The organism is Formosa sp. F44 (assembly GCF_056238645.1).
This window is the reverse complement of the sequence record NZ_JBWDLJ010000005.1, coordinates 37,169-48,841: the sequence shown is the minus strand read 5'-3', so window position 1 is coordinate 48,841 and position 11,673 is coordinate 37,169. Positions and strand designations below refer to the sequence as shown.

Genomic DNA, 11,673 nt, shown 5'->3' with positions numbered 1-11,673 from the left:
ATTATTGGTTTATTTTTTCTTAAGAAATAAATAATAAAAATTTATAAGAATTATAGCAGCGTTTGTAATCACAATTGGCCAAGACGTCTCTAACATAAAACCATAAGCCACGAAGAATGCACAGCCAATAGTGTTTACTATTCTTAGTTTTACAACATCTTTCATTGTAAAAGAAATTAGCAATACAAAAGATGCTAAATAACCAATCCATTCAGTTACCGAAATACCTAAAACGTCCATAGTTTCACTTTTAAATTATAGTATAGAAAACAAAAAAGAGGAACCCAACAAAGGATTCCTCTTTAAATATATTGATAATCTTACAATAACTATTAAAAGTCTGTAAGTATTACATAATTTTATTACGCTTACGCTCAACTTCTGTTAAGTGTACTTTACGAATACGTAAGAAATGTGGAGTTACCTCTACATACTCATCTTTTTGGATATATTCTAAAGCTTCTTCTAAAGAGAATTTAATTGCAGGTACAATTTTAGCTTTATCATCTGCTCCAGACGAACGTACGTTACTTTGCTTTTTAGCTTTAGTAATGTTAATGTTCATATCATCTTGACGAGAGTTTTCACCAATAACTTGTCCTTCGTAAATATCTTCACCAGGTTCAACGAAAAACTTACCTCTATCTTGTAATTTATCGATAGAATAAGGAATTGCTTTACCGTTTTCCATAGATACTAAAGATCCAGAAACACGTCCAGGAATTGCTCCTTTTAATGGTTGGTATTCTTTAAAACGGTGTGCCATAATAGCCTCACCAGCTGTAGCAGTTAATAATTGGTTACGTAAACCAATAATACCACGAGAAGGAATTAAGAATTCGCAAACCATACGGTCTCCTTTAGCTTCCATAGATAACATTTCTCCTTTACGTAATGTAACGAATTCTACTGCTCTACCAGAAACATTTTCAGGAAGGTCGATCATTAATTCTTCAATTGGCTCACATTTAACACCATCGATTTCTCTAATGATTACTTGTGGTTGCCCAATTTGTAATTCGTAACCTTCACGACGCATCGTTTCAATTAAAACTGATAAGTGTAATACTCCACGACCAAATACCATGAATTTATCTGCACTTCCAGTTTCACCTAAACGTAATGCTAAGTTTTTCTCTAATTCTTTTTCTAAACGATCTTTAATATGACGAGATGTTACAAACTTTCCATCTTTTCCGAAGAAAGGTGAATCGTTAATTGTAAACAACATACTCATAGTAGGCTCATCGATAGCAATTGTTTTTAATCCTTCTGGATTTTCAAAATCAGCAACAGTATCACCAATTTCAAAACCTTCAAGACCAACAATCGCACAGATATCTCCTGTTTGAACTTCGTCTACTTTTATACGTCCAAGACCTTCAAAAATATGAAGTTCTTTAATTCTATTTTTTACAACACTACCATCTCTTTTTACTAAAGAAATTTGTTGTCCAACTTTAAGTTCACCTCTTGTTAAACGTCCAATCGCGATACGACCAGTAAATGAAGAGAAATCTAAAGATGTAATTAACATTTGAGTATTTCCTTCTGGTATTTTCGGAGCTGGAATGTGTTCGATTACCATATCTAATAATGGTTCGATGTTTTCAGTCTGATTTCTCCAATCATCACTCATCCAGTTGTTCTTTGCAGAACCGTAAACTGTAGGGAAATCTAATTGCCATTCTTCTGCACCTAATTCAAACATTAAGTCGAATACTTTTTCATGTACTTCTTCTGGCGTACAGTTTTCCTTGTCTACTTTATTTACAACAACACAAGGTTTTAAGCCTAAGTCGATTGCTTTTTGTAATACAAAACGCGTTTGTGGCATAGGCCCTTCAAAAGCATCTACCAATAATAACACACCATCTGCCATGTTTAATACACGCTCTACTTCACCACCAAAATCGGCGTGACCAGGAGTATCAATGATATTGATTTTTGTGTCTTTATAAATAACTGAAACGTTTTTAGAAGTAATTGTAATTCCTCTTTCACGCTCTAAATCATTATTATCAAGGATTAAATCCCCAGTATTTTCGTTCTCACGGAATAATTGACAGTGGTACATAATCTTGTCAACCAAAGTAGTTTTACCGTGATCTACGTGTGCAATAATTGCAATGTTTTTAATATTAGCCATAATTGATGCCTTATTTAAGCGTGCAAATGTACATTTTATTTTTTTAGAATAAAGATTAATATGTCATTAATTAATGTTATAATAATCTCATCTCCTATTTATTTACTAACAATACGTATTCACACTAAAACTCACACCTTACTAATTGCATATCAAATCATTAATAAAATGTTAGATAATTAAGAAATACACAATTTTGCCATCTGTTATTAGAATCTGAAGATCATTTCAATAATATGGTACATAATATATAGATATAAGCCTCCTAAAAAAACATCAATTTCACCTTTACAAAGCACTTTATTTTTACAACGTTTTAAGCCTTATAAAACAATTTCCTTTTGTATAAATCGTGACTCTATAATTTTGCAACACTAATTTAAATGGTTCTTCCGGATTTTAATAGAGCATCAAATTAAAGTCCTAAGCATACACCTGTAAAAACGTATTAATTTTCCGTAACTTTGCAGCCTAAAATATATATAGCATATGAAACTTTCAGATGTTCCTCAATTAAAATATACAGATTCTGATAATTTCTTTCTTCTTTCTGGGCCGTGTGCCATTGAAGGAGAGGACATGGCATTACGTATTGCCGAAAAAATAGTATCGATTACTGATGCCTTACACATTCCGTTTGTATTTAAAGGAAGCTTTAAAAAAGCAAACCGTAGTAGAATTGATAGTTTTACTGGAATAGGTGACGAAAAAGCATTGAAGATTTTAAAGAAAGTTTCAGACACCTTTCATATCCCAACCGTAACAGATATTCACGAAATATCAGATGCCGCCATGGTTGCCGAATATGTAGATGTCTTACAAATTCCTGCATTTTTAGTGCGCCAAACAGATTTACTTGTCGCTGCTGCCGAAACCGGAAAAGTAGTAAACTTAAAGAAAGGGCAATTTATGAGTCCAGAAGCGATGAAACATGCCGTGCAAAAAGTTAAAGATTCTGGAAATGATAAAGCTTGGATTACAGATCGTGGTACCATGTTTGGGTATCAAGATATGATTGTAGACTTTAGAGGTATCCCAACCATGCGCGAATATGCACCTACAGTTTTAGATGTTACCCATTCCCTGCAGCAACCTAATCAATCTAGTGGTGTTACAGGTGGAAGACCCGATATGATTGAAACTATTGCTAGAGCTGGAATTGTAAATAACGTAGACGGACTGTTTATTGAAACACATTTCGACCCTGCAAATGCAAAAAGTGACGGTGCAAACATGTTACATTTAGACCACTTAGAAGGTTTATTAAAACATCTTGTCGCCATTAGAAAAACCATAACTGCTTTTTAATTTAGCCTCCCTTTTTAATTTAGACCCCCTTTTTAATGAAAATTTCCACTATTATATTTTTAATAGGAAGTACTCTATTGCCCTTATTAAACTTAAATGCTCAGAGTGTAGACACTCTAAAATACACATCGTCCAACAAAGGAAAATTCTTTGTTAGCTGGGGCGGAAACCGAGATACATATTCTAATTCGGATATTACTTTTACAGGAGATAATTATAATTTTACATTGTACGATGTAGATGCTCACGACAAAGCTAAAGGTTGGCATGTCGATTATATAAATCCGGTTCATATGACAATACCTCAAACTAATTTTAGCTTAGGATATTTTATTAGCGATCACTATGCTGTTACGATTAGTTTAGACCATATGAAATATGTAATGACTAACAACCAAGTGGTACGTGGAAATGGATACATAGATATTCCTGAAGGCGACGAAAGTGCAATTTATAACAATACATTTAGAGACGATCCTGTATATTTAAATGAAGGCTTTTTAACCTTCGAACATACAGATGGTTTAAACTATATACATGCCGAACTTGCCAGATATGACGATATTTCTAGCCTATTCGGAATTAGAAATACAGATGTTTTTCAAGTGAATATAACCGAAGCGCTTGGAGGTGGTGTACTTTACCCCAAAACCAATGCTAAACTTTTAGTTTACGACAGGCACGACGATTTCCATATTGCAGGATATGGAGTTTCTGCTAGTGCAGGTTTAAACTTAACCTTTTTTAAACACTTTTTTATTCAAGGAGATTTAAAAGGTGGTTTTATAAATATGCCAGATATTCGTACAACCCAGAATCCATCAGATCGCGCATCGCAGCACTTTTTCTTTGGAGAAGCTATTCTTTCTGTTGGAGGTATTTTTAGACTATAATTCTAAATTTTTAATCTTATGAAATTCTTAAAAGACAGTTTCGTATTTATTATATTAGTTTCACTTTTTAGTTGTGGCCAATCTAAAAAAGAGACCGTAAAACCGGGTTCTACAGTTATCGAACCGACAACCAAGGTTGTTAATACAGTAGCCACTAACACCCCTAATCGTAACAGTAGATTGTTTTTTAAAAGCTCAGGAGCACATCCCGATTGGAACTTGCAATTAACTCAAGATTCCATTAAGTTTTCTTTGAACGCAAAGGATTACAGATTTCCGTTGCCCGAAGCCATTTTAGCAGCAGATGCTAACGTAAAAATGTATCGTTCTGAAACTGAATCTGCACAAATTAAAATTAAGATTTCAATGAATCCGTGTACAGATTCCGATTCTAAAACACACCCATATACGGTTTTAATAGATTTTAAACAAAACACAGAAACCGATTTTAAATCACTTAAAGGTTGCGGGGAATACATTACAGATTATCGCTTGCACGACATTTGGGTTTTAGAATCTATTAAAGACGAAAACGTAAGCACAGAACAATTCACAAAAGAATTGCCTAACTTAGAGATTAATACCAGCGAAAATTCTTTTATGGGTTATGCCGGATGTAATACCATGCGTGGTTCTATATTTTCTGAACAATCTAAAATTCGTTTTAAAGAGATTATAACCACTCGTAAAATGTGTCCGCCAACAAATAAAGAAGCTCAGTTTATAAAAGAATTAGAACGTAGTACGCAATTTAAAATTGAAAACCGACGCTTGTATTTATCTAATCCTGATGGGAACACGCTAACCTTTAAAAAAGTAGATTAACTTATGGATATCTCAATTCGTCAAGCCACTGAAACCGATTTACCAGAAATCACCTCACTATTTAGAAACACCGTTACCCATATAAATTCCAAACATTACAACGAAAAACAAATTACGGTTTGGGCTTCTGGTGCAAATGAAACCGATGTATGGTTAGAACGTATTTCTGAATTCTATTTTATTGTTGCCGAAAATGAAACAGAAATTGTTGGTTTTGCGTATTTAAAGAAAGGCTATTATTTAGATGGCTTATTTGTGCATAAAGACTACCAAAGACAAGGTGTTGCTTCTTCCCTACTGCGCACTATGGAATCGCAAGTTATGGTAGAAGAGTATACTGAAATCCGTTCGGATGTCAGTAAAACAGCTTTACCTTTTTTCGAAAATAAATATTACGACATAATTAAAAAACAGAAAAAGTCCTTTAAAGGTTTAGTTTTCGAGAATTATATTGTGAAGAAAACATTATAGGTTATATCTTTTTAGTCTTCAGTTTAATTTTTGAAGCAGATTTAAGAAGTTCTACAAAGCGTAATTCATCTAATTCTTCTAAATTTTTAATTTGAATTGACCGCACACGTTTCCTATTATTGGCGTCTTGTAATTCGGGAAATTCTGCTTCTAAAAGCGCGCCATCCATAAATACCACATCTACATAATCGGTGCCTTTTAACACATTTAAAAACACAAAAGACTTTTTATTATAATAGTAAAACGGAAGCTTATAACTGTATTTTTCTTCAACATTCAAGGTTTTCATTATCACACTTCGTACATACAACATGATGGATTGATACGGTTCTGGCTGACGTAATATGTGTTCTTCGGCGGGTTTCATCTGTTTTTATCTTCTTATTTAAAATTTCAAGATACTATTAACCTTTAAAAATCAAGGTCTACGAAACCCCTATTTTATTTTTATTTAAATTAATTATAAATAAGCTTTGATAATATGGTCCTCTATTATACATTTGTCGCAGAAACTCTTCTTTATTAATAATAAGTCTAAATAAAAACAATGAAAATAGTATTCAGTTTTGCTGTATTCCTGCTAACATCTTTTGTTATTAATGCGCAACAAATAATTGTAAACGGAACGGTTACAGATTCAGAGAACACCCCTATTGCAGGTGCAAACATCTTAATAAAAAACACAAGTAAAGGAAGCCAGACCGACATAGACGGTCACTTTAAAATTGAAATTGAAACAGGATCATACACTGCTGTGGTTTCTTACTTAGGATATAAAACAAAAGAAGTTCCTTTTTCTGTTTCCAATAGCAATATTACCTTACCAACTGTGATATTATACGAAGGACAAGAAATTTTATCTGAGGTTGTTATCGATGGTAAGCGTCGTAATATGTTTGCTAGAAAACAAACGGCTTACGTGTCTAAATTACCTTTAAAAGATTTAGAAAACACCCAAGTATATTCTACTGTAACTACAGATTTACTAGAATCTCAAATCACAACAAATTTCGAACAAGCTTTAGATAATGCTACCGGGATTCAGAAACTTTGGACCTCTACCGGACGTGGTGGAGATGGCGCTGGATATTATTCGTTACGCGGATTTAGTGTGCAACCTCAATTAGTAAATGGTGTTCCTGGATTAACAAACGGAACCATTAATGCGGCAAACATCGAACGTATTGAAGTTATTAAAGGCCCATCGGCTACGCTTTTCGGATCTTCGGTAAGTTCTTATGGCGGATTAATTAATGTGGTGACTAAAAAACCTTATAAAGGATTTGGCGGACAAGTCTCGTACACGGCTGGATCTTATGGATTAAATGTAATCACAGGAGATTTTAACACGGCCCTAGATGAATCTGAAAACATTTATTTCAGATTAAACACATCTTACCATACAGAAGATAGTTTTCAAGATGCTGGGTTTAACAAATCATTTTTCGTAGCACCGTCGTTATCATATCAAGTAAATAATAAGTTATCGTTCTCTTTTTATGGTGAAATTACTCAGGCAGAAAAAACAAATCCAACCATGTTATTTTTAAGTCGTGCTGGAGCAATGCAATATGCAAACTTGGACGAATTGGGTTACGATAATAAAAAATCGTACACCAGTAATGCTCTAACATTAGAAAATCCTACTCAGAATTACAGAGTCGAAATGGATTATAAATTATCTGAAGCTTGGAACTCGCAAACCTTAGTGTCTAGAAGTGTAACCTCTACTAAAGGGTATTACACCTATTTATACGATTTAACTGGCGCTGGTACTTTTTCTCGTTACTTAAATAAACAAGATGCACTTACTAGAACGACAGATATTCAACAAAATTTTAATGGTGATTTTAAAATCGGAAACTTAAGAAACCGTGTGGTTATTGGTTTAGATTATTATACTGTAACTGGAATAGATAACGGAAGTGGCTATGTGGGTTACGGCGCTGTAACACCGTCTACCGGAGAAGAAGTTGATGGTTTCCCACTAACAACTGCAGGAGTTGATGCGGCTTTGGCTGGTGCGAGTATTAATAATTACAAAACACGTTCTAATGTGTATAGTGCTTATGTTTCGGATGTATTAGATATAACATCTACATTATCTGCAATGGCCAGTGTACGTTTCGATCAATTCGATAATGAAGGTGATATTACCAATAATGACGATGATTACGATCAGTTTGCAGTATCTCCTAAATTTGGTTTATTATACCAACCTATAGCAGATAAGTTGTCTGTGTTTGCTAACTGGCAAAACGGATTTACAAATATTGGTCCGCAATTGGTTGGAGATCCAAATGCGACTACAGGACAGGAACTTAAAAATTTCGAACCAGAACAAGCCAATCAATTTGAATTCGGAGTTAAAACCAACTTATTTAACAACCGCTTAAATGCAACGGTAAACTACTATAACATTCTCGTAAATAACAGACTTATGACAGATCCAAACGATGTGTTTGGAAAAATTCAGGATGGAGAAGTGTCTAGTAAAGGTTTTGAATTAGAAATTAATGCCAACCCCGTAAATGGATTAAACATACGAGCTGGATATAGCTATAACGATAGTGAAATTAAAAAAGCAAGTACAGCCTCTACTATTGGTGAGCGACCAGTAGAAGCAGGTTCAGACATCGTATATAATTTATGGGCCGACTATATTTTTGAAACCGGGGCTATAAAAGGTTTTGGTATAGGCGCAGGATTTAACGGAGCTAGCGAACGTGATATTATAAATGCTTCTGGATACACTTCAGGCGTATTTACTGTACCAAGTTATATTATTGCTAACGCATCTGTATATTATGCCGCAGACAAATACCGCGTAGGTTTAAAATTAAACAACATGTTTAATGAAGAATACTATTCAGGTTGGTCTACACTAACACCTCAGCAACCAAGATCTGTATTGGCGAATTTTGCTTATAAATTTTAAAACGTATTTAATTATGAAACAATTAATTTTAACGCTTGCGTTTGTAATATGTGCTGTCACTCCTACTTTTGCACATTACTTATGGATTGAAACTAATGCTGAAGGTAAAAAAGGAAAAGCACAAGAGGTACATGTATTTTATGGCGAGTACACCAATGGCGTTTTGGAACGTGTAGAAGGTGAATATTTTCCAGCAGTAAAAGCTTTTACCCTTTGGGCGGTTGATGCTAAAGGCAATAAAACGAAATTAGACGTAACTGCTAAGACCGATCGTTATGTAGCATCATTTACACCAAAAAGCGACGGTACATATACCATAGTGTTAGATAACGATGATATTGATGTGATTGATTATTCTGAATATGATTTCGGTATTTTTAAAACACATTACAATGCTTCGGCAGTTATCCAAGTTGGATCCAAAACAACCAACACGAATAACATAAATGACACAGGAATTTCTGTTATTGAAGTTGCTAATGATTCTGAAGATGTTAAACTGCAAGTGTTATTTAAAGGCCAACCTTTGGGAGAAACTGAAGTCGATTTGTTTATCGCCGACAATTGGTCTAAAAAACTAACAACAGACGCAGAAGGCTACATTACCTTTAAACGTCCGTGGAAAACAAAATACATACTAGAAGCCACTAAAAAGGAAGAAGTTCCTGGCAAGTTTAAAGGTAAAGATTACGAATTTATCTGGCATTGTGCAACCTACTGTATTCAATAAAAAACTTAAAACAACTCTGTAAGTAATCCTTTCAGAGTTGTTTCAATTTATAAAAGATATGATTTCAATTGCAATTTTATTAGTTATTATCGGCTTTTATTTGCTGTATACAACATCTAAAAAAATGGATGCTCCCAACCTATTGGGTTTCGAAAACAAATTGGTACAGCACCAATCGGCTTCGAAAATAGCAGGACTCATTTTACTTATACTGTCTTGTATTTTAACAATAAAGGTGTTTGGTTTAGGTGCAGGAATCTTTTTATTTTTAATTAATCTTATGACGGTTGCGAGTTTAATTGTGCTTTTAGCGCCTTTAAAATTGTTCAACGCCAAAATGCTTTTTATTTGTATGGCGTTTTGTGTTGCTTTCGAATTTTTAGTCCACATTCCTTAATTCTAATTGTATGCCAGCAAATAAAAAATATCTTACAACATCACCATGGCAACGGTTTGCTAAAATAACAGCGGGAATACTTGGCGGTTATTTGGTAAGCATGTCTTTCCATATGGCACTAACCTCTTGGATAAGTGCGACCAACATAATTATCACCTCAGCATTCACAGGATTCATCTTATGGGCGACACTTATGGTTGTGGCGTTTATAGCTAAAAACGGATGGAAAATTTGGGGTATATACATCCTAACAACCTTACTGTTCTCTTCAATACTATATTTAGGAACTCTTTATAATCCGTTAGTTTAATCTTATGAGAGATAAAAGAATTTATAACATTCTATTTCATACGCATACTATTAGTGGTATCGTAATTAGCGTACTGCTTTATGTGATATTTTTCGCAGGCTCGTTTTCATTTTTTCGAGATGAAATTGTAAACTGGGAGCGCAATCAAACAGTAAAAAATACTGAAGCCTTCGATTTAGATTTCGATGAGGCCTTAGATACCTTAAATACAACCTATAATTTAAATAGTAGAGATATAGAACTCTCTAAACATTTTATTGAACAACGTATAGGCATTGCATTTTCTGCTCCAAAAGACACTATACTTAATCCAAATACTAAGGCAAACAGGTATTCGACTTTAGATACTAAAACCTATGCAGAGAATTCTTATGAGGGAGATTACACATTAGGTGAATTTCTATACCGTCTGCACTTTTTTGCCCAAATGCAACCTATAGGCTATATGCTCGCAGGATTTATCGCGTTCTTTTTCTTGTTTGCCATCATTACAGGAGTTATTGTGCATTGGAGTAAAATAGTCTCGAACTTTTACACCTTTAGACCTTATGCTAAGCTTAAAACATTGTGGACAGATGCACACACCGCTTTAGGAGTTATCGGGTTACCATTTCAGTTTGTGTATGCCGTAACGGGTGCGTTTTTTATGATAAAAGCCATTATTATTGCCCCTACTGTTTTTTTTCTTTTTAACGGGGATTCGGCTAAATTTTATGATGACTTAGGATATTCTCATCCAGAATACGAATACACACACACCTTTAGATAAAGATTTTAGTCTGAATTATTACGTCGATAAAACGGAAGCTTTATGGCCTAACTTTGATGCGACTCAAATTCATATTTTTAATTATGGTGATGCCAATATGCACGTTATGATAGAAGGCCATTTAAAATACCATGACAAATATACTGCAGTTGGAGAAGCGATTTATAAAGTTAATACAGACGCGCTTATTCATAAAAAAGACCCTAACCAAAGTGCCACCTATTTAGATGGCGTTAAAAATGTGATGTTTCGTTTACATTATGGTGATTACGGTGGCATGACATTAAAGTTAGTCAGTTTTTTACTTGGTATAATTTCTTGTTTTGTCATTCTTTCTGGAGTTATGATTTGGGGCGTTGCTAGAAATAAGAAAACAATTTCCGAAAAGAAAAGACGATTTAACGAATGGTTGGTTACCATCTACCTCGCCATTTGTTTAAGCATGTACCCTATTACCGCGCTTTCTTTTATTGCTGTAAAATTAAATGAGCATGCTAGCAAAACGTTTATTTATAGTTTTTACTTTATAGGATGGTTACTCTTAACGCTATTCTACAGTATTAAAAAAGACAATTATTTCACGAATAAAAACACCTTACTATTGGGGTCTATACTCGGATTTTTAATTCCGATTACAAATGGTATTACGACTAATAATTGGATATGGTCAACCTATCAGAACAATCAATTTCAAATCTTTTTTATCGATGTATTTTGGATTGCCTTATCGGCAATCACACTATATGTGTATTTTAAATTAAAAAGCAAACCTAAATCTTAATGCTTTAGTCTGAATAAGATAGCATTAGATGGAATAAAAAAAAGCGAACTACTTATAAAAATATAAGCAGTTCACTTTTTTGTTTTATAAAGCATAATACGT

General features: G+C 33.8%; 13 protein-coding genes. 10 read left to right on the top strand and 3 right to left on the bottom strand.

All coding sequences use genetic code 11. The features are described 5' to 3' along the window. Window positions 1-9 precede the first annotated feature (9 nt). Together AC0UBM_RS15465 and typA are read right to left on the bottom strand one after the other, a co-directional pair. Window positions 10-240, bottom strand: a complete 231-nt coding sequence (locus AC0UBM_RS15465) for a uroporphyrinogen decarboxylase (RefSeq protein ID WP_414035338.1) — start codon at window positions 238-240, stop codon at window positions 10-12. A 109-nt stretch (window positions 241-349) separates the two neighbouring features. Next, window positions 350-2,149, bottom strand: coding sequence for a translational GTPase TypA (typA, locus tag AC0UBM_RS15460; RefSeq protein ID WP_414035337.1), 1,800 nt, complete (start codon window positions 2,147-2,149; stop codon window positions 350-352). Between the two features lie 489 nt (window positions 2,150-2,638). Between typA and kdsA the strand changes: the two genes are divergently transcribed. Genes kdsA through AC0UBM_RS15440 form a run of 4 tightly spaced genes read left to right on the top strand, consistent with a single transcriptional unit; the run spans window position 2,639 to window position 5,646 of the window. Continuing rightward, window positions 2,639-3,457, top strand: coding sequence for a 3-deoxy-8-phosphooctulonate synthase (kdsA, locus tag AC0UBM_RS15455; RefSeq protein WP_475689232.1), 819 nt, complete (start codon window positions 2,639-2,641; stop codon window positions 3,455-3,457). A gap of 35 nt (window positions 3,458-3,492) precedes the next feature. Further along, window positions 3,493-4,350, top strand: a complete 858-nt coding sequence (locus AC0UBM_RS15450) for a hypothetical protein (protein WP_414035335.1) — start codon at window positions 3,493-3,495, stop codon at window positions 4,348-4,350. Window positions 4,351-4,368: 18 nt separating this feature from the next. After that, window positions 4,369-5,175, top strand: coding sequence for an META domain-containing protein (locus AC0UBM_RS15445; protein ID WP_475689231.1), 807 nt, complete (start codon window positions 4,369-4,371; stop codon window positions 5,173-5,175). A gap of 3 nt (window positions 5,176-5,178) precedes the next feature. Beyond that, window positions 5,179-5,646, top strand: a complete 468-nt coding sequence (locus AC0UBM_RS15440) for a GNAT family N-acetyltransferase (protein ID WP_475689230.1) — start codon at window positions 5,179-5,181, stop codon at window positions 5,644-5,646. A gap of 1 nt (window position 5,647) precedes the next feature. Here AC0UBM_RS15440 and AC0UBM_RS15435 read toward each other — a convergent pair whose 3' ends face one another. Next, a complete protein-coding gene (locus tag AC0UBM_RS15435; RefSeq protein ID WP_434036736.1) occupies window positions 5,648-6,013 on the bottom strand; it encodes a DUF1801 domain-containing protein in 366 nt (121 codons plus the stop codon). 180 nt (window positions 6,014-6,193) lie between these two features. Between AC0UBM_RS15435 and AC0UBM_RS15430 the strand changes: the two genes are divergently transcribed. The 6 genes from AC0UBM_RS15430 (at window position 6,194) to AC0UBM_RS15405 (ending at window position 11,571) form a co-directional block, all read left to right on the top strand. Beyond that, window positions 6,194-8,584: a TonB-dependent siderophore receptor gene (locus AC0UBM_RS15430; protein WP_475689229.1), complete on the top strand. Its 2,391-nt coding sequence runs from the start codon at window positions 6,194-6,196 to the stop codon at window positions 8,582-8,584. 13 nt (window positions 8,585-8,597) lie between these two features. Next, window positions 8,598-9,314: a DUF4198 domain-containing protein gene (locus AC0UBM_RS15425; RefSeq protein ID WP_475689228.1), complete on the top strand. Its 717-nt coding sequence runs from the start codon at window positions 8,598-8,600 to the stop codon at window positions 9,312-9,314. Window positions 9,315-9,372: 58 nt separating this feature from the next. Next, window positions 9,373-9,711 (top strand): hypothetical protein, encoded by a 339-nt coding sequence (locus AC0UBM_RS15420; RefSeq protein ID WP_475689227.1) that lies wholly within the window; start codon window positions 9,373-9,375, stop codon window positions 9,709-9,711. Window positions 9,712-9,721: 10 nt separating this feature from the next. Then, window positions 9,722-10,021 (top strand): hypothetical protein, encoded by a 300-nt coding sequence (locus AC0UBM_RS15415; protein WP_475689226.1) that lies wholly within the window; start codon window positions 9,722-9,724, stop codon window positions 10,019-10,021. A 4-nt stretch (window positions 10,022-10,025) separates the two neighbouring features. After that, window positions 10,026-10,790: a PepSY-associated TM helix domain-containing protein gene (locus AC0UBM_RS15410; protein ID WP_475689225.1), complete on the top strand. Its 765-nt coding sequence runs from the start codon at window positions 10,026-10,028 to the stop codon at window positions 10,788-10,790. A 106-nt stretch (window positions 10,791-10,896) separates the two neighbouring features. After that, complete coding sequence (locus AC0UBM_RS15405) at window positions 10,897-11,571, top strand: PepSY domain-containing protein (protein WP_475689224.1); 675 nt, start codon at window positions 10,897-10,899, stop codon at window positions 11,569-11,571. Window positions 11,572-11,673 lie beyond the last annotated feature (102 nt).

Bases quoted from the DNA above. Each gene is read 5' to 3' on its own strand.
- AC0UBM_RS15420 (WP_475689227.1), top strand. From the start codon at position 9,373: ATGATTTCAATTGCAATTTTATTAGTTATTATCGGCTTTTATTTGCTG.
- AC0UBM_RS15405 (WP_475689224.1), top strand. From the start codon at position 10,897: ATGATAGAAGGCCATTTAAAATACCATGACAAATATACTGCAGTTGGA.
- AC0UBM_RS15430 (WP_475689229.1), top strand. From the start codon at position 6,194: ATGAAAATAGTATTCAGTTTTGCTGTATTCCTGCTAACATCTTTTGTT.
- AC0UBM_RS15450 (WP_414035335.1), top strand. From the start codon at position 3,493: ATGAAAATTTCCACTATTATATTTTTAATAGGAAGTACTCTATTGCCC.
- kdsA (WP_475689232.1), top strand. From the start codon at position 2,639: ATGAAACTTTCAGATGTTCCTCAATTAAAATATACAGATTCTGATAAT.
- AC0UBM_RS15425 (WP_475689228.1), top strand. From the start codon at position 8,598: ATGAAACAATTAATTTTAACGCTTGCGTTTGTAATATGTGCTGTCACT.
- AC0UBM_RS15435 (WP_434036736.1), bottom strand. From the start codon at position 6,013: ATGAAACCCGCCGAAGAACACATATTACGTCAGCCAGAACCGTATCAA.
- typA (WP_414035337.1), bottom strand. From the start codon at position 2,149: ATGGCTAATATTAAAAACATTGCAATTATTGCACACGTAGATCACGGT.
- AC0UBM_RS15440 (WP_475689230.1), top strand. From the start codon at position 5,179: ATGGATATCTCAATTCGTCAAGCCACTGAAACCGATTTACCAGAAATC.
- AC0UBM_RS15465 (WP_414035338.1), bottom strand. From the start codon at position 240: ATGGACGTTTTAGGTATTTCGGTAACTGAATGGATTGGTTATTTAGCA.
- AC0UBM_RS15410 (WP_475689225.1), top strand. From the start codon at position 10,026: ATGAGAGATAAAAGAATTTATAACATTCTATTTCATACGCATACTATT.
- AC0UBM_RS15445 (WP_475689231.1), top strand. From the start codon at position 4,369: ATGAAATTCTTAAAAGACAGTTTCGTATTTATTATATTAGTTTCACTT.
- AC0UBM_RS15415 (WP_475689226.1), top strand. From the start codon at position 9,722: ATGCCAGCAAATAAAAAATATCTTACAACATCACCATGGCAACGGTTT.